Raw genomic sequence first — 22,602 nt, 5'->3', positions numbered from 1 at the left:
AATCAACAGGATCGAGATAGGAGTGTTGAGAAATGACAACAAAGACGGATACGAAGCTTCGTCTGAGAGCGGGAAGTCTAGCTTTTACATTTTTACCGAGCGGGGATCTATATCAAGCTACTTGTGGAACAACGATGATCAACCAACTGTTATCTAATTCAATCGATGGCTCGCTAAACAATATATATTTACGTTTACATGATGAAGAGGGAATTCAGGCCTTTCCTTTGCTCGGGGTTAACTCTCGGAGTCGGGTTCGTAAGCTAGAACATGGGCTTGTATATGAGGGAGAAGTAGCTGATGTCCGTTATCAAGTGATGTTTACGCCGACGGAGCAAGGCATATGGTTCTGGGATATTAAAGTCCAAGGACAGGGTAAGCAGATAGATGTGATCTATGGACAAGATATCGGGAACGCTGATCCAGGTACGGTTCGGAGTAACGAGGCTTATTTATCACAATATATTGATCATACCGTATTTGAAGATGAGCAACATGGATATGTGGTATGTTCTCGGCAGAATCAGCCGCAAGGTGGAGCTTTCCCATACATTCAGCAGGGGTCGCTAACGAAGGCAGTTGGCTATTCGACAGATGGTTTTCAATTCTATGGATTGTCATATAAAGAAACGAATATACCCGCTTGCTTAACACAAGAGGCGCTAGCTAACGAAGTCTATCAATATGAATTCACCTATACAGCCTTACAATCGGAGCGTATTCAACTAGATGGAGAAGCTAGCTTCGTATTCTACGGAATCTGTAAGGATGATCATCCCACGGCGATCTCTACGCTAGAATTCGGAGACGAAGTATTACAAGCTCGTACAGCGGTGGAGACACTTAGCTTCGATGGAGGAACGCTTCTGGATCAGGTTTCTTTGCTTCCTTCCATGGGGACTCCGTTGCAGACGGAAGCTTTGACTACAACGGAAATAAATCGGTTATTCCCTAATCGTCATCAAGAGGAACTAGAAGGGGATGAATTGCTAGCTTTTTTCACAGAACGTTATGAGCATGTGGTGCTGAAGGGAAAAGAGCTAAGAGTCGAGCGTCCACACGGACATATTCTAATGAGTGGCGACAATGTGAGCCTGAAGAACCCTGTGATGACGACAACCTCTTATATGTACGGTATTTTTAATTCTCAGCTTGTGGTGGGAAATACGAATTTCAATAAAATGACGACAAATGCGAGAAATGCGCTCAATGTACCGAAAACATCAGGTCAGCGAATCTACGTGGAGATAGAAGGTACGTATCGATTATTGACCATGCCATCACTCTTCGAGATGGGGTTCAACTATGTACGCTGGTATTACAAAACACAAGATGATCTCCTGATCATCACCAATTTTACGACAGTAGACACGCCAGAGGTACGATTGAATGTCCGTTCTGAACAGGGCAAATCATACCGTTTTCTAGTGAGTAATCAGATGACGATGAATGTGAATGAATATGAGGTTCCTTATCATGTGCATGACCATGGCGAATATCTATCCTTTCATGCAGATGGGGCTTCGTTAAGTGCGGATATCTACTCGGCGTTGGAGTACCGTATTCATGTGGCAGGGACGAACATGACGGTTTCAGATGAGCGTAAGCTTGCAACCCATGTTGAAGCAGGAGAAGCCTCATTGACGGTGCTGGAACTGGATGCCAGCAGTGAATGGACGATGACTTTTCAAGGATTGCTGAATGGTGGGGAACTACCTGTAGTAGAGCGTCAGGCTGAAGAAGAAATAGAACGTTATCGGGAATTTATCCGCTCTGTGATGAATGGATTCCATTTATCAGCAGGGAATGGGGATGACGCAGAACTATTTAAGGTGAATGGACTCGCTTGGTGGTATACGCATAATATGCTTGTCCACTACTCTGTACCGCATGGTCTAGAGCAATATGGTGGAGCTGCATGGGGGACGCGTGATGTCTGTCAGGGACCTGTCGAGTACTTCATGGCGACACATAAATATGATCAGGTACGTGCTACAGTATTAAATATCTATTCTCATCAGTTCGAAGATGACGGTAACTGGCCACAGTGGTTCATGTTCGATCAATATACGAAGGTGCAACAGGAAGAAAGCCACGGTGACATTATTGTGTGGCCGCTGAAAGTACTTGGCGATTATTTGAATGTGACGCGCGATTATAGCATATTGGAAGAGCTAGTTCCTTATACAAACAAACATAACTTTGAGTTCACAACGGAAACGGCAACGATATTAGATCATGCCTATAAGGAAATTGAGTATATCAAGAGTCATTTTCTCCATGGCACGCATTTATCTTCTTATGGTGATGGCGACTGGGATGATACCCTTCAACCTGCTAATGCACATTTGAAGCAGTATATGGTCAGTAGCTGGACGGTTGCACTAACCTACCAGACCTTGAAGCAATTCTCACACGTAATGGAAGTTGTTGACGCGGCTTCAGCGGCAAGTTTGCGTAGTCTGGCTGAGGGAATCCAACGGGATTTCAACCACTATATGCTGCAAACCGAAGTCATTCCAGGTTTCTTATACATGGAGAACCCTGAACAGGTGAAATTGATGGTACACCCAAGCGACACGGAGACGGGCATTCAATATCGTCTGTTACCGATGACACGTAGTATGATCAGTGAATTATTGACACCTGAGCAAGCGGCTACGCATTACGACATCATTCGTGAACAATTGTTCTGCCCAGACGGTGTACGGTTAATGAATCGTCCTGCCCAATATGTGGGAGGCGTAAGCACCCACTTTAAACGAGCTGAGCAAGCCGCTAACTTCGGACGTGAGATTGGACTTCAATATGTGCATGCCCACATCCGTTATGTGGAAGCTATGGCGAAGCTCGGTAAACATGATGAAGTCTGGAGCGGGCTCGCGCGGATCAATCCAATTGGAATTCAAGATGTAGTTCCGAATGCCGAAATACGCCAAAGTAATGCGTACTTTAGTAGTTCGGATGGTAAATTCAACACGCGTTATGAAGCGCAGGAGAGATTTGATGAATTGCGTAGCGGACAGGTGCCTGTAAAAGGGGGCTGGAGAATCTATTCTAGCGGTCCGGGGATCTATATGAATCAGTTGATCTCTAATGCTCTAGGAATCCGCCAAGAGGCAGGTGACTTGATCATAGATCCTGTGTTACCAGAAACGTTAGAGGGTCTACATTTCGACTTCGAATATGCGGGAGCTCCAGTACAATTTGTATATCATTTAAATAGTGACGGAGCTCATCGTGTCACTGTAAATGGTCAGAGCGTTGCTACCGAGGAGACAACCAATCGTTATCGGACAGGTGGGCTTCGGATGGCTCGGAAAGAATTCGACCGTGTACGTTTGAACGGGACGAACATTGTGGATATCTATATGTAGAACGATATTAAATTAAAAGCTATATTAAAATTTATTCGGAACATTATGAAGACTCCGCTTTCCCTTTGGGGAGGGTGGAGTTTTTGGTGTTTTCTTTTATCTTACGCCGTTAGATGGTTATAAGATGTACATGTACGGGCAGGTTAAATACTGGGCTAAAACTGGACCATATAAATTGTTTGTATACCGTTTGGATGGTAAAAAGAGAAAAGACATTCAAACCTTTACTCTAAATGTATTTAATGATCCAATAAATAAGCTAAATGCCGTTCCTCCTCCGCCAAAGATATATAAAGGTAAAACGATTAAGTCTGGAGATATACATACTTGCGAAAAATGTATGGAATATCATGATCGTTATGTCTATAATCCTAGTAGCTCAGGTAGCGTCCCATCAACAGGATACGAAACTTGGTTTAGAGATATGTATGGGCCGACCGGTCTAACGCAGTTTTGGCAAGGTTCAGCAAAGTTAATTGCTTGTGATAATAAAGTAGGGAAAGAACTAGTTACTTGTATTGTGGGAAATATTGGTATGATACCGATTTTGGGTGAGGCTGCCGATGCAGTAAACGGAGTTATTTATCTAGTAGATGGACAGTACGGAGAGGCACTTTTATCGTTAGGTTCGATGGTCCCCATTGTAGGAGCCTTTGTGCCGGGTGCCAAGAAAGCCTTGCCAGCTTTCAAGAAGGTTAAACAGATTTATAAGAATAATCCTTGTGGTTGCTTGCCGTGAAAGGTAAAGGATGGGTACCGGCCGATGAACTGTCGGTAGGCAATGAACTGGAGATGAAAGATGGATCACTCCAAAAAATCAGTGCCATTACTCTTAGTAATGAATCAACAAGTGTGTATAATTTTACCGTTACCGATTTCCATACGTATTATATTTCAGATATTGGTATTCTTATCCATAATCTTCAAGCAGCATGTAAAATCGAAAATTATAAAAATTTGAGTCCAAAATTGTTGACAGATGTTAAGGGTACACCGAGTAAGGTTTTGACAGCTGAAATTGAGGAAGCAACAAATATGAAAAAACCTGATGGTTGGGTTTCTCATCATCTTGTGCCCTATGCTGACGCACGATCTCAAGCTGCGATAGATACAAGAAAAATATTGGATGATCTTAATATTAATCGTAACTCTTCTGGAAATGGAGTATTTTCACCAAAAGAAAAAGGATCGTCTACTACGATCATAGATGGCCAAACGATGGCTACGCATAATGGAGGACATGCCGTGAGTTACTATCAATTTGTTCTGAAGAGATTAGAGAAAGTAAAAGATAATGAGGTTAAAGTCCTTGAAGAGCTAGATTTTATTCGAGAAGAGCTATTGTTTGGAAGACTTAAAATTGGAAATATTTCAAATTGAAGGAGAATGGTAGAGTGAAAATTTATGAATTAAATGCTCATGATTGGACATCTATTAGACTAGAGACTCTCTATAAAATGACATATAAAGACTTCCCTGTTTACAGGGTTGGAAAGCCTGTTATTTCGGAACGTGTGAAGGAAGTCATCGCTCCAGTTGTTTCAAATGAAACTGAAATCTTACCATTAATACATGATGACTTGAATCTTCATGTATTAAACATAATCAATGTACTGGATTGTGTGGATTGGGAGCGTACAGACAGCCGAAGGTATAAAGATGGGTCATGGGCAGATTTTAATAAACTTGTATTTGATTTGAATAGAATTCCTGATAACACGTATATGTTTAAGATTAAAGAAGTAGCGACAGTAACAGTATACGTTACAGAAGCCTTTAAATACTTAATCGAAAGCAATAATCTGAAAGGTCTCGACTTTTGTGAAGTATATGATTCAGAATTCACAGAGGAAAAAGAACAAGAACAGAAGCTTGCTTATGAAGCGGCACTAGCAGCTGTTGATCATAATAAAGGGCAGGAATTTTCATATGAAGAAGCAGTGGATCGAGTGAATCAGGGAGCAGCAGTAGCCAGCGGTAAATGGAAGATGCAGTTGGATGATAAAGGTAGACTGTGGCTTGGCGAAATCATATTAGATTTAAGCTATCAATGGATTATGCCCGTATACATACCACCCGTGTTACTAGGCTTTCAGTGGCATGAAGTAGAGAAGTCAGTACTTTAACCGTTCAGCATAGCAATGAAAAGGGTCAGGAATCATGCGCTAAAGCGCATGATTCCTGACCTTGATAAATAAAATTTATGTTGGTTCAATCTATAAACTACGGATTGAAGGATTGAATGATGAATAACAGGAAGTCCTCCTGCTAATATGACTTGTATACTGCTGGGAGATCATCTAACTGGAATTTATCCACCTAATTCTTACACAACACCCGGCACAGACAACCCCAGACCCTCAGCTATACGCTGTCCGAATTCTGGATCAGCTTTATAGAAGTGTCCAATCTGGCGAAGCTTAATTTCGTCCAAATCGACAGGTGTCATCGCGCCCACAATGTTCTGAACGAGACGAGTACGTTCATCTTCACTAAGGAGACGGTATAAGTCACCTGCTTGTGTGAAGTGATCATGATGATCGTAGCCAACGCTATCCGCTTCGCCCGATACCTTGAAAGCCAACGGCTTATCCGCTGGAGATTCTGTAGGACCGCCGTAACTGTTAGGCTCGTAGTAGACGGAACTTCCACCATTACTATCTGAACGCATTTGCCCATCGCGTTGATAATTGCTGACTTTTGCATGGGGACAATTGATGGGTAGTGAATTATGGTTGGTGCCTACACGATAACGATGAGCATCAGAGTAGCCAAAGAGACGACCTTGTAGCATCTTATCTGGTGAAGCTTCAATACCAGGCACGAAAGAACCAGGGGAGAATGTAACCTGCTCCACTTCAGCGAAATAATTCTCCGGATTACGGTCGAGTACCATGCGGCCAACCTCGATTAATGGGTAATCTTTCTGCGACCACACTTTAGTAACATCGAACGGGTCGAAGCGGAAGGTGTCGGCATCTTCAATCGGCATGATCTGCACATGCAATCTCCAGACAGGGAAATCCCCCTGGTCAATCGCATTGAATAGATCCTCTGTATGATAATCTGGATTCTCACCTGCGAGCTTAGCTGCGAGGTTAACATCTAGGTTCTGGATGCCTTGCTCTGTTTTGAAATGATATTTCACCCACACCGCTTGGCCTTCCGCATTTACCCATTTAAAGGTATGACTTCCGAAACCATGCATATGTCTAAGAGTAGCCGGAATTCCCCGGTCCGACATTAGAATCGTTACTTGATGCAAGGATTCAGGTGATAGTGACCAGAAATCCCATACCGCATTCGGACTCTTCAAGTGTGTCTGTGGATGACGTTTCTGTGTATGAATGAAGTCAGGGAACTTAATCGCATCACGAATGAAGAAGACAGGAGTGTTGTTCCCTACTAAGTCATAGTTACCTTCTTCTGTATAGAATTTAAGTGCGAACCCACGTGGATCGCGTACCGTATCAGCAGAACCAAGTTCACCAGCTACGGTAGAGAAACGAGCGAACATAGGAGTGCGTTTACCTACTCCAGATAAGAAGGCAGCCTTCGTATATTTAGATAAGTCATTAGTCACTTCGAAATAACCGTGCGCTCCAGCACCCTTAGCATGAACGACACGTTCTGGAACACGTTCCCGATTGAAATGTGCGAGTTTTTCTAACAAGTGTACGTCTTGGATTAGTGTCGGACCGCGTGAACCGGCGGTCATAGAATTCTGATTGTCTCCAACAGGAGCCCCCGAGCTAGTTGTAAGTTTGTTGTTATCTACCGTCATTTCGGCAATCACCTCATCTAATTTTTTAATAATACTTACTATATATGCTCCGCTAAATAAAATCAATACTTTTTAATAATTATTCTAATCTAGTGGAAAAACTGACTTTTATTGAAAAAATACGGTTTATTAAACATCTCCTGCGCAATAGTCACGGTATAATAATAATGGATTATTCCAGAAAATAATATGACGAAACAAGCATGGGAGGTGAAATTTACGTTTTATTTGTAAGCGTAATCATTCATCTGAAAGTCTGTCTCACGATCTACAAATCGATAAATGGAAAGTGAAGGTGATCAGGGAAAATGGGGAAGATGAGAACAGCTAGTAAGCTTCTAACAGTAGTTCTAGGAGTAAGTCTAATGGTTAACATAACGGGTCTAACAACTGTGAGTGCCAAACCGAACCAAGAAGCGAGTAAGAGCGGAGGCATACAATTAGAGGACCTAGACAGAGGTCTAGTTGCAGCTTCGACTTCGGAGGGAGTATTTCTAAGCTGGAGGTTATTAGCCCATGAAGTCACAGGTCACTCGACGATTGGATTGACAGGCGTAGACTTCAACATTTACCGTGATGATATTAAGATTGCGACCGTGAAGGATAGCACCAATTTCTTAGAACAAGAAGGAACACTTGCGGCGAAGTATTCAGTATCTACGGTTATTAATGGACGGGAAGCAGAGCGAAGTGAGGCTACTACCCCTTGGAACAATACTTACTACGATTTGCCACAAACCAGCAGACGGTGTGACACCCGTGGGAGAAGCGTACACCTACTCAGCGAATGACATGAGTGTTGGGGATGTCGATGGAGATGGTAAACATGAGTTTTTCGTGAGTTGGGCGCCATCGAATTCTAAGGATGTATCCCAGAAGGGGTACACAGGTCCAACGTATATTGATTGTTACAAGATGGACGGAACGCTTTTATATAGAATAGATATGGGTGTGAATATAAGAAAACCGTTGAAAAACACGGACCAGCGTACACTCATTTAAAGGCGCTTCCATGCCCGCGCCCGAGTGTGACTAACGGTGACGGTGTACGGTCAGGAGAGGACGACCTTGCTACTTCCGAGAGGAAGGAGCGGCACAATATCGAGCGGAAACGCAACCATTGGGGAGGTCTGATGGGTTCAAGGTATTGGCAGTGTAAGAGCTGCGACCGGGCATGGATACGGAAACCTCATGACGATCCTACGTGGCGTAATGGAGTATAGGGTTTGTTCTATGTGTGATCTCAAAGCAACTATGTTTTGTGGTCACATATAGGGCAAACCTATGCCATTTCCTACTCAGAAGCCATAAAGCGTAGTGGTTTAAGACCTTAATCGTCAAGTAAAAGTTTCACTATAAAAGATAATATGATGAATATCGGAGTATAAGGATGTTCACAAGTCCGCCGAGTGAATCGATCGATTGTGGTCAACATGTTTTTCGTTGTCCATGATCGTGAGATGAACGAAGCGGTATAGATTTAGAATGTTGATTGTTATGGATCCAGCTGGAACAGAATGCTATGAGAGGATGATTGGATCGTATGAAGAAGAAAACTAAGTTGAGCGTTATACTTGGGGGTGCATTATCGGGTTTAGCTCTGATTTCTTTGCTGGAGTTGATTAACGTGGATAATAAAATAATTTCATACATTTCATGGGCTTTTACATTAGTGCTGGGATTGTATGGTTTGAGAGCTGAAAACCGTGGACGAGTAACGGATATGAAGGTCAGTTATGTGTATGATTGATTTTTGTGATTTTAGGATATGGTTGGATGATGTTATAAATCGTAATAGACAAGCGCAACAGTGTATATAAGCCTATAAAATAGGATGAGGTATTTTTAAGGTACTACATGTAGATGTCTTAGAATGTCTCTCAGAGGGTTATACGCGTTTAGATGGATGAGATGGGTTAATTAATTGCTTACTCTACTAGATTAAATCGATCTCAGTGGCGTTCAGGAGCAGGATCGCCTCTGAGTTATATTGAATGACTCATGAATGAATGTATCCAGATTCGTTCATGGTGTAATGATTTATATATCAATGGAAAATTCGTGGTGTATGCGTGGTTTGTATGTGAACGTGAATGAATGAACGGAGTTGATTTTATGAGTTGGTTATCGGTTTCTGAGGTGAGTGAACAAGCTGGCATACCGCCGGAGCCGGTTCGGAGATACATAAATATAACCTACATTTGCAGATCAAGAAGGGGCATAAATCGTATCAGATAGCGGAGAGCTGCGTTCCTGTGTTTATTCAAATCCGATCCCTGTATGCTGAGGGTAAACAGGCAGACGAGGTAGAGACAGCACTCGCCAGATCGGGACGACCGACAATCGTGACCGTGAATGAATCCGGTGACTCCGTGAACGTAAATATGGTCGAATCCCTTGCTGCGCTTGATTCTAAGATGAATGTAATTATAGGTATGTTCGTGAACGTGGATAAACGTTTGAAAGCCGGAGAGAAAAATCGTAACGAGGTAAATGAGGATATGAAGGCGATCCGTGAACAGGTGATGAATGTACATTCAGAGATGGCAGCCACAACGGAAAAGTTTCAGGAGATCTAAAAGGGCAATAATGAGATCTTATCGCGCTTGGAGATCCACGGTAAACGCAAGAAGTTTCTTGGATTATTTTAGGCGTATTGTTCCGGAAATTCTTGTTCTAATATAGGAGATGCACGTCGAAGTTGCTCCGAGTACCGTGGCGATGAATGACATAAAATTAACCTTATTCATAAATAATGTTAATTTTATGTCATTCATCGCTTCAATTGCTCTGATATAATTTCTACTAGGTAGATGAAAGGGGAATATGGAGTTGAAAAAACAAATTGTTGTATTAATGTTGTTAAGTGCTGTTTTGCTTTCGGGATGTGGTTCAGATAAGTCAGGAATTGTTACGCAAGGGGTAGGCGAGTCTCCTAGTAAACAGGTAACAACGCAGCCGGAACAAGAGACTAATGCAAAACTGATTGAAGCTTCGGAGAATAAAGAAGTGAAGCTTTATGCTGTCAACGAAACAGACGGCGAAGTTCAAGGGGTTACCGTAGATGTTAACGGCAAACGGAAGGAATTTGATTGGAAGATCGCAGATACAGGAACTAAACCGCAGGTATTCTATACTAATCTTACGGGTGACGGTAAGGAAGAAGCTGTAATCCTAATCCAGACTGGTCGAGGGACAGAGCTCGATACTTATGACATTCATGTACTTCATGCGGAGGATTTAACTGAAATTAAAGTACAAAGTTATGAGGACATTGTTACCGATCAGATTGAATCGCATGTTGCTAAAAGTGATGATGGTACATTAGCAATTACAGTTAAAACGCAAGGAAAAGAATCTAAATTCGATTATGGTTTTGATTCAGATCCAGATTATAATCAAGATGAGCTTGCTTTCGGTGGTGTAGTTATTTATTCATTGAAGAATCAAAAAATAAAATTGAGCCTCCCGGGATCTGTTGGCGTATCTCCCACATATGTGTGTGAGTTCAATATCACATATAAATTCGATAGTGCCAAGAATGAATTCGTTGCGGATCAAATTGAAGTTAAACCTATTGAAAAATAAAAAAAGGTTGACCAATTTGTGGTCAGCCTTTTTTTGGTGATTAAATTAAACGACATAATCAAAGAATGTGTGTCCACCGATTACGATTTTGGAGCTGACTACAACCGTGCTTCCACCTGGGAAATTATAATAAAGTTTTCCACCTGAAGTGTAACTCAGTTCTGCAAATCTACTGTTAGCAGTGTAGAAACACTTACTGGCGATTGGATTTGCATAGTTGCTTAAGTTTGAGGCTAAGTTAACAATGTTTGTCCAAACCGCACTGGTTTTATCAGGTTTCAGACATTGAGCCAAGTTAGGATTACCCTCGTTAAAGCAACTGAAATCATATGGGGCAAGCACTACTGCTTCAATTGTGTTGAGATTTTTAAACTCATTGTACGTGGAATTGTTTTTGCGGTTATTTATGACATAAGCAACACCTACACGAGAGCCTGAATCCCCCCGGGTTTCTCCCCAAAGGGTCCGGGCCAACAAATCCACGCTGTCACGTCCGTAAAGCTGAGATTTCGAAGTTAGTGGATCACCAATTGCCATTGATATTACCTCCTATGATTTGGAATCGCCTTTGCGGCGCTCTCTATATAAAGAGAAATGAGCCTCTGATTTTACAACCACTCTCGAAATTAATTCAGTTCACTAATATCGAAACACTGGATGACTTCTATCATTTTTAAATAGAGTTCTTGTTTTAAATCTTCTCGATGATCGGCGGGGACTTGTAATAAGGAGGTTTTGATCTTTGGTGTGAATGATTCTAAAATATGTAATGTTGCCTCTGGATCGTGGTGTTGCTGTGCTTGTACTAGCAATTCGGCGATCATAAAATCACTTCTTTACGTTTTTTTGTATTTCATTCTTCAAGCCATTAATAGCTTCGCTTAAATCGGATATTTTCTTTTCAAACCGAATAAGTAAATACAACGTGATTACGATGGGAAAGCCTAAATTAGCAATAAGCGTAGCAAGATCAACTTCAGACATCATTCCTCACCTTCTGTTATCAAACGCCGCAATTTAGCTAAACCTTTTAAGCGGTGTTTCGAGACGTTCTGTTGCGATACTCCTAATATCCGGGATATTTCCTTGTCATTTAGCTTTTGTACATAAGCAAAAGATAGAATCTGTTGTTGCTGCGCGGGTAGGGATTCATAAGCTTTAAAAAGGGAAAGATCCGTAATATGATCTTTTAGATTTGGGGATACAGATTTTGAATCATAAACGGTAAGTAAGCTGGATTCTAGGTTTTCATCGTTGTCTAAAGTTAGAGGGAATTGGTTATCCTTCATTCGTCTCTTTTTGTCATAATTTATAGAGTTGTAGTATATAAGATTGGCGATATACGTGATAAAACGACGATTCAAGCCATCATCTGTTTTCAATATAAGCCCCCCCCGTCCTTTTTGAAGAGATCACTCCTACCTTATAAAGAGAAATGAAATTCAGTTATTACAACCAATTTCCAAAAATAAAGAACGTGTGTTCTTATATTTTACCATTAATAGAGCCAAGGTCAAAGTTATCTAGGTAGATCAGGGAAGGCATGGAGGCATCATGTCCGCTCTGCGTTGTTGCGCTCCCATCAAGCAGCCTTGCATAAAGGCAGCACCATAAAAAAAGAACCGGCATACGATACGCCAGTTCTTGAAATAGAAGACACCAAAAAGGGTAACCCTCCTAATCTTGGGACGGTTACCTTTTTAAATTGTTAACATATATAACCATTTACTTTGCGTGTAGTACCAGCGAAGCTGACACTACACGCAAGAACATGTATTAAAGCAGAACGTAAACGTTCAGCAAACGGGACCGGAGAAAAATCCATTTAATTACATTAGCCTGCACTTGGTGACAGGAACGCCATCGCTCGTCGCGGATCTATTCGGTGATTGGAGAGAAGAGATGTTGGTGCGAACGACGGATAGCTCAGCCATTCGAATCTATATACGCACCGAGGTTACGAATCACAAATTGGTCATTTTAATGCATGATTCGCAATACCGCACAGGGGTTGCACGACAGAATACTACCTATAACCAGCCGACCTATCCAAGTTTCTATTTGGCATCAGATATGGATTGGGCCAAAGTTCCACTCTCAGAGGATCGCATGCCTAGCATTGTGAATACTATGGATACTTTGCTGGAGCAATATAAGGCATCTGGGGAGTTAAAGGGTGCTATCCAATCAGAGCTAACTAAGCTTATGAAGCAGGCTAAGCGTGATTTAGAGAAAGGGTCAAGTAAAGATGCTCTTAAATCTATGCAGAAAATCGTTACCGCGCTTGATAAGCACAAAGACAAACACAATAATCATATGTCCCGGCAGGTGGGGCAGAATCTAGCTTATTATGCAACACTCTTCCTTGCGGTTGGGAAAAAAGGATAAGTAACTCGATAGAACGAACTAAAGACCAGCCGTGGAATGATAGATTCTTGTACAGCTGCATGTCCAACATTATAGAGATCCTCAGTAAGCAAATGAACTCGTGAGTACTTTGCGGGCATCTGCTTACTGAGGTTTTTTTAAATATAGGTTCAAAATTTTACCATTTTGTCGTATGATATTACGATATATGCTGTAACTTATGACTCATTCAAACGTCTTATGATTAGATGCCTAACCAAGAGGGGGAGATGACATTTGGGCAAGCGTTCATTGTGGCGATATTTACAATACGGTTGTATAGGTGCTGTTTGCATCGTTATACCGATCTTAATATGGAATATGAATCAACCCGAGCTTGCTAAGACTATAGAGCCTACAGTGCCTATAGTGCCGGCTACAACGCCAACGAATGAAGTAGGGATAGTGGAGACAGCGGTAGGGGGTAGCGGAAGTCTTCTACAACCCGGAGACGAGATAACCATTAGGACCAGGACGGCTTATTTCTCGGAGCAACTCAGCGCGATAAACTCAATTGAAGATTGGAAAATACAATATTACAGCAAAGAAGGAGAGTCCCTTCCGGTGGAATCGGTAGGCGACGAGATGTTGTCTGTTCAGACATATGAACGGGGGACATTATGGATTCCGATCTGGTATACGACAGAGGCGTCTAGTCAGGTGGAGTGGACCGATCCAGGCTATGTTACAGTGCGCACAGAGGCGAATTTGTCTCTTGCACCAGAGAGTACTTTGAAGTGGGCCTTAGAAGGCAGGGAGGATGAGCTCGTATGTATAGCTAGGTGGAATGATTGGTATGGTGTGATCGTAGCTCCCTCCTTCTGGCATAAAGAATATGACATCTACCGCCCAGTTATGCTATGGGTTCATGAGCAAGACATCCTAGACAAACGGCTCATCGAGAAAGGTTTGTTTGATCCTGATTCAACAATGGCGACTGACGTTATTCGTAACCTCACAGAAATAAAGTTGGCAGAAGGAGCTAGTCAGGCTTCTGTAAGGAAATGGCTAGGAGAACCACATTACATAGAAACATCAGAAAATTTGGAACAGACCGGAGAGCCAATCCGGCTCGGTGTAACGTGGAGATATGAGCGTTCTGATGCCCAATTTACCGTATCGTTCTCTGCTGAAGATCGGTTAGAGCGGATGAATTGGATTCTGCCTACAGAGGGGAAGTCATGGGGTAATCTCTCTTCAGGCGACGACTACTATTTCACCTATGATTTCCCCACAACCCCTCTATCCGCTACGATAGATTGGACTCCTGTGTGGCATAATCAAGGGGATCTCAACTTCACGTATCTGATCGGGGCGAATGAAGAGGTTCTCCTAATCAAAGGGGATGACGGTGGCTTTAGTGGTATGCATAATGATTCCAGTATATATGCGGTGAATAGACAGACGGGTAAGAAACTCTGGCAATTGGATGCTGGATTCGGTTGGCTCACGGCGAAGTTAGATCATACAGGAGAGAATGTGACCCTCTTTTCCGATTATGACCCTAGTATTAAAGAGTATGTAAATAGGATACAACACATTCGTCTATCCGATGGTAAGGTGCTGTGGGAATACAAACCTTCATTAGGAGATGCGGGGATCGATATATCAGCCACCCGAGATTCTATTCTTGTATATGATCGGCAAGGGCCTGAAGATACAACAAGAAAGCTGGTTGTACTCGATAGTGAGACAGGCAAAGTAAAGTGGGAGAAGACACTGAGTGTTGATTACCAAATGTTAAATGAAGGTCCACAGGATCAATATGTTCTTATTCAGGATGATAATCAGCTTGAAGCTCTTGACTCTGATACGGGCTCCACAGTCTGGGAACGAGAAGTAGTGGATCAGCAAGTGACCGTTACCAATCCAGAGAAAGATCCCTACTATGCTGGGGGTGAGCGTATCGATCCGTTTGTTCCTAGAAGTTCGACACGTTGGGTGTTCCTTGGAGATCAGTGGCTTCTAATGAATATGAACTCAGGAGAGCAGTTGGCGGCATATGCGGCTAAAGCGGGCGAACGATTCGAGGTGATCGACGAGCGATATTTACTAGTACAGCGGTCGGACGATCATGAGGAGTCTAATGGAGATGGCGTTGAAACGGTATTCTATGATACTAAGAATAGTAAGGTATTATGGACGATGAAAGGTTTAGCTTCAAAAGGGGTCATCGAGGGGAAACGAATGTACCTTGTCGTCAATGGCGTTCCTACATCAGTGGATAAATTAAGTGGGAAGATTGTCTGGCAGATGGATACAACGTCTGGAGTGGGGGATTATCTCACTCAACTTACAGTAAGTAGTTACGCAGTTATGGATCAGTATCTACTCTTGCCTTATGGTAAAGATCTTTTGTTACTTGGCAAAAAGGATGGTAAAGTCATTGGACGTATCCAGAATATAAGAGTGGGTTACGCAGAACTTCGCGAGCAAGACACGAGAAATGGAACGATTAATATCGTAGGAAATGAGATTTATGTTGGTTCAGCTAACGGAGGTTTTGCACGATTTAATACGGAGACATTAGCGGAAACGTTAGTAGAAATAGACAATAGATTGAAGAAGAAATAATTAGCTATGCTGCATCAAACAGCCATAATCTACGGGTTTAGATTCTTATTTTTGTAACAACTAAGGAGGTGTCCCGCTGCCATTTATGGCTTGTGGGACACCTCCTTGCATAATTAGTTACCTTTAAATTATAACTGGCTTATTTCTTACTCTCTTCGCTACGAGCAATAATCATATCTACGAATAGATCAATTTGTGCAGTAATAGCAATGGGATCGTAGCGATAGTATGTATCGAAGTCATTGTAGAACAAGTGGTTATTCTTAGCCGCAGATAGACCATTCCATACGGAGGACTTCTTTAGCTCTTCAAGTTGAGCACCTTTTTTCTCTGGGTCATAGGTTGTCAGGAACATGTAATCCGCCGAATATTCCGGCAACACTTCCATGGACAGCTGTAAGGTCTGGTTCTCATTGTTGTTCTTAGCCGGCATATTCAGCTGCAGGGCGTTATAGAGAACTTGCCCACCGCGGCCAGCGTTGTCTCCGAAGATCCACAGATCACCTTTATCCGTCAGCTCATAGATTCCGAAAGTATCATTCTCATTCACAATACCTTTTAGCTTCTCTCGTCCTTCAGTAGCTTTTTGATCAAAGGCTGCTATGAATTCTTCGGCTTTGTCAGGCGCGCCTACAATGTCACCGAATAATTTGACCGTTTCATTGATGTTAGTAGTCGTCCCATAGGGGATGTGTAGGGTTGGAGCAATTTTGGACAAGGCATCGTAATTTTCATCGTACATGACTACGATTAGATCGGGCTTAAGCTCCAATGTTTTCTCAAGGTCTGTCGGATAGCCAACGTCCTGAGTTTCTTTAAGCAGTTCCACTAGGAATGGGTTGTCAAAAGCGCTGGGTTCAACACCGACAACATTAGCTCCCACAGAGAGCAGTTCCCCACCATAGTAATCCGTGATAATTCGTTGAGGTTTAACGGGAATCTGCACATTGCCCTTATCGGTTGTATAGCTGCGGAATTCTGTAGGGGCTGTTTCCGCCACTTCCACAACGGCTTCTTCTTTCTCAGGTGTTACCGTTTCCTCAACCGTTGCTGATGATGCAGGAGCTGGCTTATTGTTATTTGCTCCACCGCAAGCCGTTACGAATACTGTGAACAGTAGCATAAGGGCAATCGTTGCGAAGAGGGACTTTCTTTTTAACATGATAAACCTCCTAGTATAGTATATATCATCAATAATGATAATCATTATCAATATCGAAGTCTATCAGACGGGAATTCTTCTGTCAATGCACTTATCTATATTTTTCCATAGAATTCAGAATTCAGACCGAAAAGTACAACTTCTTCTACTATATAGAGTGTATAGGATGAGCTAAAAGGAAACTTATGATGATTCATTTCTATTGAATCGAGAAAAATTATTCGACAAACTTCTATTTTTGTTGACAAAAGTCATAGTGATCTTATAGGATAAGTGAAACTAGATAGATAAAAAGGGGAGATTTCGGTTGAAGAGAAGCTTATCGTTCGTATTATCCATGATTATGATCACTGTTTTACTAGCTGCATGTGGTTCAAATACCGAAAAAGACGAACAATCAACAAATTCCGGATCGGGAGATCAAGCCAAATCTAAAAAAATTGCACTGGTATTACCAGAAAAAATAGGCGTTAACCCATTCTTTGTTCAAATGGATGAAGGTTTCACTAAAGCAGGTACAGAATTCGGAGTAGAAGTGAAAACGATCCAATCTACAGATCCAGCGGCATTTGAACAAAATTTGCGTGCTGCAGTCGCAGAGAACTATGACTTGATCATTACGGCAACATTCCAAGCTGAGGATGCGTTGAAGAAGGTTGCTGCGGAGAATCCTGACAAGCCATTCGCTATTATTGATACAACAGTAGATCTACCAAATGTACGTAGTGTCGGTTTCCGTGAATATGAAGCTGCATACTTACTAGGTGCAACAGCGGGTCTATCAACAAAGACCAACATCGTTGGTATGGTAGCTGCCGTTGATATTCCACTTATCAAGAAATACACGGAAGGATTCAGCCAAGGCTTAGCATCTACGAATCCAGATGCGGAATTCCTTGTCAACTACGTGGGGGGATTTGCTGACCCTGCTAAGGCTAAGGAATTAGCGTTAGTGACCTTTGGTAAAGGTGCTGATTTCATTGCTGGAGCTGCAGCAACAGGTGATTTAGGGGTATTCGAAGCTGCTGAAGAAAAAGGATTCTATACATCAGGACAAGATGTGGATCGTACGGAACTTGATCCTGAGCATATCGTATTATCTCAATTGAAATCGACAGATACCGTAACTTATGAAACCGTAAAAGACTTCGTTAATGATACATTCGAATACGGCGCCGTGAACTACGGGTTGAAAGAGAACGGTGTTGGTGTAACATTTGTTACTCATGATAGTAAGTCTCCGCTTAGTCCGTTTATCGGGCAAGAAGTCATTGATAAAGTAAAGAAAATTCATGAAGATATTATTTCCGGTACTATTGTAATTAAAGATCCATTACAGCAATAATTGCGTTGTATGATGTGACAAGTTATTGCCGGTTGCCTATGAGCAGCCGGCTTTGCTGTTATTATCGGGGAGAGAATGATTGTAAACGTGGTGCCACAAGAGGAGGGAGCATGGGCAATGCTGCTACAGATGGAGAATATAACGAAACAATATGGTGGAGTTATCGCCAATCAAGGTGTTAATTTTGATCTGGTTGAAGGTGAAGTTCATGCACTCGTTGGTGAGAATGGGGCAGGCAAAACGACGTTGATGCGTATTTTATATGGGATGGAACAACCCACCTCAGGTACAGTCAGAGTACGGGGGGACAACGTTTCCTTTGCAGATCCTTCGAAGGCGATGGCCAGTGGCATTGGTATGGTGCATCAGCATTTCATGTTGTTTCCCTCGTTTACGGTTGCTGAGAATATCGTGATTGGGCGTGAGCCAGCGGCTGGCTTAAGATTTGATCGTAAAGCGGCCGCTTCTCTTGTGGAGGAGCTAGGAAGACGATATGGGATGCCTGTGGATCCCTGGGCTAAACTGTCCGATTGTCCGATTGGGATGCAACAGAGAGTTGAGATTCTCAAGGTGTTACATCAGGGAGCGGATATTATTGTATTGGATGAGCCGACGGGAGCCTTGACCCCCTTAGAGGTCAAAGAGCTATTGGCGAATGTAAAGGAACTAGCGAATCAGGGGAAAAGCTTTATTCTCATTACGCATAAGCTGCATGAAGTAATGGAAGTGGCGGATCGGATTACAGTGTTGCGTGATGGACAGGTGACGGGAACCCTTGCTGCGGCAGATACAGATATAGAACAGCTCTCTCGTCTAATGGTGGGGAGAGATCTCATTTCACTTGAGAAGAAGCCAGTCTCATTAGGAGAACCTGTTCTGGATATACAGGGAGCGGGGATCACAGGGCTTAAAGGTAAGCCGTTACTTCAAGATATTCATTTACAGGTTCGTGCCGGTGAAATCTTGGGTGTCGCAGGGATCTCTGGCAATGGTCAATCAGAGCTTATTCAAGCGATCTCTGGTATTCGGAAGATAGATGAGGGAACTATTCATCTCGTGGGTATGGACACTGCTGGAAAGACTGTGCGGGATATTCGTGAACGTGGATTAGCTCATATTCCCGAAGATCGTTACCTGTGGGGTGCTGCCAAAGATGCTACTGTGCTAGACAATGGACTGATGGGTCATCATCATAAAATTCAGAGTCGGGGTATGGTTAAACATAAAGTGGCGCGAAATACAGTAGGGCAATGGATTCGGCAGTTCGGCATTAAGGCAGGTTCGCTGGATGATAAAGTTCAATATTTATCTGGAGGTAATCTGCAGAAGCTGATTGCGGCGCGAGAATTTGCGCAAGAGACGCCTTTTCTCATCGCTGCAGAGCCTACGCGTGGGGTAGATATTGGGGCAATGGAAATCATTCATACCGAGCTTATTCGCAAAAGGGATGCTGGGGCCGGAATTCTACTTGTCTCATCTGAGCTAACCGAGATCCTACAGTTATCTGATCGGATTGTCGTGATGTATGAAGGTGAAATTGCGGGTGAATTATCTGCTTTGGAAGCCACAGAAGAGAAGATCAGTCTGCTAATGGCAGGGGGGAAACAACGAACATGAGTGTTATCAAACAGAGCTTACGCGGACTGATACAACCACTACTGGCTATTGTTATTGGTTTAGTAGCTGGAGCAATAGCGATTCTGATTGTCGGCGGCTCCATAACCGAGACTTACATGGAAATGTGGAATGGGGCGTTCGGAAGCTTCTATTTCCTAACGAATACGCTAGCACGGGCAACGCCAATTATTCTAGCTGGGTTAGGTATAGCATTAGCATTCCGCGCGGGATTCTTTAATATGGGAGCAGAAGGACAGATGGTTCTCGGAGGATTATCGGCTGCGCTTACGGCTCTTTATTTTCCAGGGCCTGGGTGGCTCGTGTTGATCGTATCTATTGTAGCCGGAATTGTAGCTGGTGGATTGTGGTCTGTTCTGGCGGGTTGGCTCGATGCACGTTTCGGAATGAACCTACTTATTACGACATTACTCCTTAATTATATTGCGACTCTCTTTGCAGGATATATGGTAGCTTATCCGTTCAAGGATACAACGGGATCTGCAGCTATGGCTCAGTCAGCGATGATTGATCAGAGTGTGTGGTTGCCTAAATTATTTCAAGGTATGGGTCTGCATGCTGGATTTATTCTAGCTATTCTAGCTGCTGTCTTATTATATTTCTTTATGAAAAAGACGGTAGCAGGTTATGAGATTAGAATGCTCGGCAGCAATCCTCTCTTTGCCTCTTATGGTGGAGTACGACGAGGACGCATGATGATTATCGCGATGATCGTTAGTGGTGGGCTTGCGGGTCTTGCAGGAGCAGGCGAGGTGCTGGGTACTCAATATCGATTCCTAGATGGTTCCTTATCCTCAGCAAGTTATGCTTGGAGTGGTATTATGGCCACGCTTCTAGCGAACTCTCATCCTCTAGGGACGGCACTCGCAGCGATACTACTTGCAGCGCTACAGACAGGTGCGATGGGCGTTGAAAGAAATACAGATGTTCCACTTGAAGTGGCAAGTGTCATTCAGGCAGTACTTACTTTATTCGTATCTGCAAGAATAGGCTATACATTCTGGAAGCGCAGAAAGGAGAAACAATCGAATGGGACAACTTCTTGATGCCGCTCTATTCAGCTCTATGCTTCGTGTGGTGACACCGATTCTGCTTGCTGCCTTAGGTGGAGCGCTCTGTTCGAGAGTGGGTCTATTTAACGTAGCCTTAGAAGGATTCGTTCTTATGGGGGCATTCTCGGGTATCGTGGGCAACTATCTTTTTGGTAACGTATGGCTTGCTGTGTTGTTCGCCGTACTGTGTGTGATGTTGTTCTCGTTAATATTTGGTTATATTAGTATTAATCTTAAGGCTAATGTTATTGTCGTCGGGATTTCGCTGAATTTCTTGGCAGCGGGACTCACAACTTTTCTATTACGGGCGATCTTTGATGTTAAGGGAGCATATTATGATAACAATATGGTTGGCCTTCCGAAATGGGATATCCCCTTCATCAAAGATATTCCTTGGTTAGGTGACGTTATTTCGGGGCAAAGCCCACTTGTATATATTGGCCTTATCTTGGTGTTCGTTCTACAATTCTTCTTATTCAAGACTATCGCAGGCTTTCGGTTGCGTTCGGTGGGGGAGAATCCAGTAGCGGCCCAAAGTATCGGGATTAAAGTTCGTAAACATCAATATAGCGCTGTACTGGCATGTGGCGTACTCTGTGGTTTAGCTGGAGCACAACTTTCGCTTGGACAGGTCACCATGTTTACAGAGGGTATGACAGCAGGACGTGGTTTCATTGCACTCGTAGCTACGATGCTTGGACAAGCCAGTCCGATAGGGGTAATGGCATCGAGTATGTTGTTCGGATTTATGGATGCTGTGGGAATACGCCTTCAGGGTTTCTCTATGCCGTCTCACTTCACACAAATGTTACCTTATATAGTAACGCTAATTGCGATGTTCTTCTTCAAAGATCGGAGTTATCTAGAGGATGCACATAAAGCTGGCGGAAGCTCACGCTAGAATAGATAGGAAGATAGGAAGATAGGAAGATAGGAAGATAGGAAGATAGGAAGATAGGAAGATAGGAAGATAGGAAGATTGGAATACGGGAGGAACCCTACAATGCATAAAAAAGCTGATCGTCTGAAATCTGTAAAAGCCCCTAAAGCTCAGCAGTTGGATACTACGCTACAACATCGTCTGCCTCCGGGACAGTCATTGACCGAGAAGTTCCCTATATTACATGAAGGGGAAGTTCCTGAATATGATCTGGCAACTTGGAGCCTGCGTATATTTGGCGAAGTTGAAGAGGAAAGGACGTTTACTTATGATGATCTGAAGGCGATGCCGCAGTCGAATACTGTTAGTGATATTCACTGTGTCACGCGTTGGTCTAAGTTCGATACTCCTTGGGAGGGCGTGCGTTTCACGGATTTATTAAAAGTGATCCAAGTGAAGCCAGAGGCTCAGTTCGTTATGATTCATGCGGATCCTGAATACGATACGAATCTTCCGCTAGTAGATTTGATGAATGAGGATGTTCTACTAGCTTTTAACTTTGATAATAAGCCCTTAACGGCTAAGCATGGCTGGCCACTACGACTTGTTGTACCCCATTTATATTTCTGGAAAAGCGCGAAGTGGATTCGGGGAATTGAATTCATGCGCGAGGATCGTCAGGGCTTCTGGGAAAACAATGGCTTCCATAACACGGCTGATCCGTTCCTTGAGCAACGTTTCTCAGGTGAAGATCTCCCTATTCCTGAAGATGAGTGGACACGGAAGGAGTTCGATTAAA

The 22,602-nt window shown here is 42.9% G+C and carries 20 protein-coding genes and 1 pseudogene; 15 read left to right on the top strand and 6 right to left on the bottom strand.

Features of this window, described 5'->3' with window-relative positions; all coding sequences use genetic code 11:
* Positions 1-32: 32 nt before the first annotated feature.
* The 4 genes from J2T13_RS06820 (at position 33) to J2T13_RS06805 (ending at position 5,503) form a co-directional block, all read left to right on the top strand.
* On the top strand, positions 33-3,377 hold the full coding sequence (locus J2T13_RS06820; RefSeq protein WP_429369605.1) for a GH36-type glycosyl hydrolase domain-containing protein: 3,345 nt from the start codon (positions 33-35) through the stop codon (positions 3,375-3,377).
* A 340-nt stretch (positions 3,378-3,717) separates the two neighbouring features.
* Positions 3,718-4,116 (top strand): hypothetical protein, encoded by a 399-nt coding sequence (locus tag J2T13_RS06815; protein WP_429369603.1) that lies wholly within the window; start codon positions 3,718-3,720, stop codon positions 4,114-4,116.
* Positions 4,113-4,757, top strand: coding sequence for a polymorphic toxin-type HINT domain-containing protein (locus tag J2T13_RS06810; protein ID WP_429369601.1), 645 nt, complete (start codon positions 4,113-4,115; stop codon positions 4,755-4,757). The genes J2T13_RS06815 and J2T13_RS06810 overlap by 4 nt, the downstream gene beginning before the upstream one ends.
* Positions 4,758-4,771: 14 nt before the next feature.
* A complete protein-coding gene (locus tag J2T13_RS06805) occupies positions 4,772-5,503 on the top strand; it encodes an imm11 family protein (protein WP_429369600.1) in 732 nt (243 codons plus the stop codon).
* Between the two features lie 200 nt (positions 5,504-5,703).
* Here the strand turns inward: J2T13_RS06805 and katA are convergent, their stop codons facing one another.
* Positions 5,704-7,161 carry a catalase KatA gene (katA, locus tag J2T13_RS06800; RefSeq protein WP_429369809.1) on the bottom strand — a complete coding sequence of 486 codons (1,458 nt, stop codon included), beginning with the start codon at positions 7,159-7,161 and terminating at the stop codon, positions 5,704-5,706.
* A gap of 365 nt (positions 7,162-7,526) precedes the next feature.
* Between katA and J2T13_RS06795 the strand changes: the two are divergent.
* From J2T13_RS06795 to J2T13_RS06780, 4 genes and pseudogenes are all read left to right on the top strand, one after another.
* A pseudogene (locus J2T13_RS06795) lies at positions 7,527-8,124 on the top strand (rhamnogalacturonan lyase); the annotation flags it as partial.
* 580 nt (positions 8,125-8,704) lie between these two features.
* Positions 8,705-8,911 carry a hypothetical protein gene (locus tag J2T13_RS06790; protein ID WP_429369598.1) on the top strand — a complete coding sequence of 69 codons (207 nt, stop codon included), beginning with the start codon at positions 8,705-8,707 and terminating at the stop codon, positions 8,909-8,911.
* Between the two features lie 505 nt (positions 8,912-9,416).
* Positions 9,417-9,740, top strand: coding sequence for a hypothetical protein (locus tag J2T13_RS06785; RefSeq protein WP_429369596.1), 324 nt, complete (start codon positions 9,417-9,419; stop codon positions 9,738-9,740).
* Positions 9,741-9,993: 253 nt separating this feature from the next.
* A complete protein-coding gene (locus tag J2T13_RS06780) occupies positions 9,994-10,749 on the top strand; it encodes a hypothetical protein (RefSeq protein WP_429369594.1) in 756 nt (251 codons plus the stop codon).
* Positions 10,750-10,794: 45 nt separating this feature from the next.
* Here J2T13_RS06780 and J2T13_RS06775 read toward each other — a convergent pair whose 3' ends face one another.
* The 4 genes from J2T13_RS06775 to J2T13_RS06760 form a co-directional block, all read right to left on the bottom strand.
* Positions 10,795-11,286 carry a cell wall hydrolase gene (locus J2T13_RS06775; RefSeq protein WP_429369592.1) on the bottom strand — a complete coding sequence of 164 codons (492 nt, stop codon included), beginning with the start codon at positions 11,284-11,286 and terminating at the stop codon, positions 10,795-10,797.
* 89 nt (positions 11,287-11,375) lie between these two features.
* Complete coding sequence (locus J2T13_RS06770) at positions 11,376-11,573, bottom strand: helix-turn-helix domain-containing protein (protein WP_429369590.1); 198 nt, start codon at positions 11,571-11,573, stop codon at positions 11,376-11,378.
* A 4-nt stretch (positions 11,574-11,577) separates the two neighbouring features.
* Positions 11,578-11,736 (bottom strand): YvrJ family protein, encoded by a 159-nt coding sequence (locus J2T13_RS06765; RefSeq protein WP_429369588.1) that lies wholly within the window; start codon positions 11,734-11,736, stop codon positions 11,578-11,580.
* Entirely contained in the window at positions 11,733-12,131 is a 399-nt protein-coding gene (locus J2T13_RS06760; RefSeq protein WP_429369586.1) for a sigma-70 family RNA polymerase sigma factor, read from the bottom strand. The genes J2T13_RS06765 and J2T13_RS06760 overlap by 4 nt, the downstream gene beginning before the upstream one ends.
* A 466-nt stretch (positions 12,132-12,597) precedes the next feature.
* On the opposite strand from J2T13_RS06760, the gene J2T13_RS06755 reads away from it, so the two are divergent.
* Both J2T13_RS06755 and J2T13_RS06750 read left to right on the top strand, forming a co-directional pair.
* Positions 12,598-13,137, top strand: coding sequence for an FIMAH domain-containing protein (locus J2T13_RS06755; RefSeq protein ID WP_429369807.1), 540 nt, complete (start codon positions 12,598-12,600; stop codon positions 13,135-13,137).
* A gap of 255 nt (positions 13,138-13,392) precedes the next feature.
* Positions 13,393-15,729 (top strand): PQQ-binding-like beta-propeller repeat protein, encoded by a 2,337-nt coding sequence (locus J2T13_RS06750; RefSeq protein ID WP_429369584.1) that lies wholly within the window; start codon positions 13,393-13,395, stop codon positions 15,727-15,729.
* Positions 15,730-15,868: 139 nt separating this feature from the next.
* Here J2T13_RS06750 and J2T13_RS06745 read toward each other — a convergent pair whose 3' ends face one another.
* Positions 15,869-16,891 carry an ABC transporter substrate-binding protein gene (locus tag J2T13_RS06745; RefSeq protein WP_429369582.1) on the bottom strand — a complete coding sequence of 341 codons (1,023 nt, stop codon included), beginning with the start codon at positions 16,889-16,891 and terminating at the stop codon, positions 15,869-15,871.
* A 307-nt stretch (positions 16,892-17,198) separates the two neighbouring features.
* Between J2T13_RS06745 and J2T13_RS06740 the strand changes: the two genes are divergently transcribed.
* The 5 genes from J2T13_RS06740 to J2T13_RS06720 all read left to right on the top strand — a co-directional run bounded on the left by J2T13_RS06740 (position 17,199) and on the right by J2T13_RS06720 (position 22,601).
* Positions 17,199-18,236: a BMP family lipoprotein gene (locus tag J2T13_RS06740; protein WP_429369580.1), complete on the top strand. Its 1,038-nt coding sequence runs from the start codon at positions 17,199-17,201 to the stop codon at positions 18,234-18,236.
* A 117-nt stretch (positions 18,237-18,353) separates the two neighbouring features.
* On the top strand, positions 18,354-19,853 hold the full coding sequence (locus J2T13_RS06735) for an ABC transporter ATP-binding protein (RefSeq protein ID WP_429369805.1): 1,500 nt from the start codon (positions 18,354-18,356) through the stop codon (positions 19,851-19,853).
* A complete protein-coding gene (locus J2T13_RS06730; RefSeq protein ID WP_429369578.1) occupies positions 19,850-20,917 on the top strand; it encodes an ABC transporter permease in 1,068 nt (355 codons plus the stop codon). Before J2T13_RS06735 ends, J2T13_RS06730 begins: the two co-directional genes overlap by 4 nt.
* Positions 20,901-21,824 carry an ABC transporter permease gene (locus J2T13_RS06725; RefSeq protein WP_429369576.1) on the top strand — a complete coding sequence of 308 codons (924 nt, stop codon included), beginning with the start codon at positions 20,901-20,903 and terminating at the stop codon, positions 21,822-21,824. The genes J2T13_RS06730 and J2T13_RS06725 overlap by 17 nt, the downstream gene beginning before the upstream one ends.
* Positions 21,825-21,926: 102 nt before the next feature.
* Positions 21,927-22,601, top strand: a complete 675-nt coding sequence (locus J2T13_RS06720; RefSeq protein WP_429369574.1) for a sulfite oxidase-like oxidoreductase — start codon at positions 21,927-21,929, stop codon at positions 22,599-22,601.
* The last annotated feature ends 1 nt before the right edge of the window (position 22,602 follow it).

Origin of the sequence: Paenibacillus sp. DS2015 (genome assembly GCF_050433705.1) — a bacterium.
In the GTDB taxonomy this organism is placed as follows: Bacteria; Bacillota; Bacilli; order Paenibacillales; family Paenibacillaceae; genus Paenibacillus_AQ.
The sequence above is the reverse complement of the archived record's forward strand: the minus strand, read 5'-3'. Positions and strand labels throughout refer to the sequence as shown.

What these genes read in the sequence shown, in the direction of transcription:
- J2T13_RS06775 (WP_429369592.1), bottom strand. Translation starts at nt 11,286, where the DNA reads ATGGCAATTGGTGATCCACTAACTTCGAAATCTCAGCTTTACGGACGT.
- J2T13_RS06820 (WP_429369605.1), top strand. Translation starts at nt 33, where the DNA reads ATGACAACAAAGACGGATACGAAGCTTCGTCTGAGAGCGGGAAGTCTA.
- katA (WP_429369809.1), bottom strand. Translation starts at nt 7,161, where the DNA reads ATGACGGTAGATAACAACAAACTTACAACTAGCTCGGGGGCTCCTGTT.
- J2T13_RS06730 (WP_429369578.1), top strand. Translation starts at nt 19,850, where the DNA reads ATGAGTGTTATCAAACAGAGCTTACGCGGACTGATACAACCACTACTG.
- J2T13_RS06720 (WP_429369574.1), top strand. Translation starts at nt 21,927, where the DNA reads ATGCATAAAAAAGCTGATCGTCTGAAATCTGTAAAAGCCCCTAAAGCT.
- J2T13_RS06790 (WP_429369598.1), top strand. Translation starts at nt 8,705, where the DNA reads ATGAAGAAGAAAACTAAGTTGAGCGTTATACTTGGGGGTGCATTATCG.
- J2T13_RS06745 (WP_429369582.1), bottom strand. Translation starts at nt 16,891, where the DNA reads ATGTTAAAAAGAAAGTCCCTCTTCGCAACGATTGCCCTTATGCTACTG.
- J2T13_RS06735 (WP_429369805.1), top strand. Translation starts at nt 18,354, where the DNA reads ATGCTGCTACAGATGGAGAATATAACGAAACAATATGGTGGAGTTATC.
- J2T13_RS06815 (WP_429369603.1), top strand. Translation starts at nt 3,718, where the DNA reads ATGGAATATCATGATCGTTATGTCTATAATCCTAGTAGCTCAGGTAGC.
- J2T13_RS06770 (WP_429369590.1), bottom strand. Translation starts at nt 11,573, where the DNA reads ATGATCGCCGAATTGCTAGTACAAGCACAGCAACACCACGATCCAGAG.
- J2T13_RS06765 (WP_429369588.1), bottom strand. Translation starts at nt 11,736, where the DNA reads ATGATGTCTGAAGTTGATCTTGCTACGCTTATTGCTAATTTAGGCTTT.
- J2T13_RS06725 (WP_429369576.1), top strand. Translation starts at nt 20,901, where the DNA reads ATGGGACAACTTCTTGATGCCGCTCTATTCAGCTCTATGCTTCGTGTG.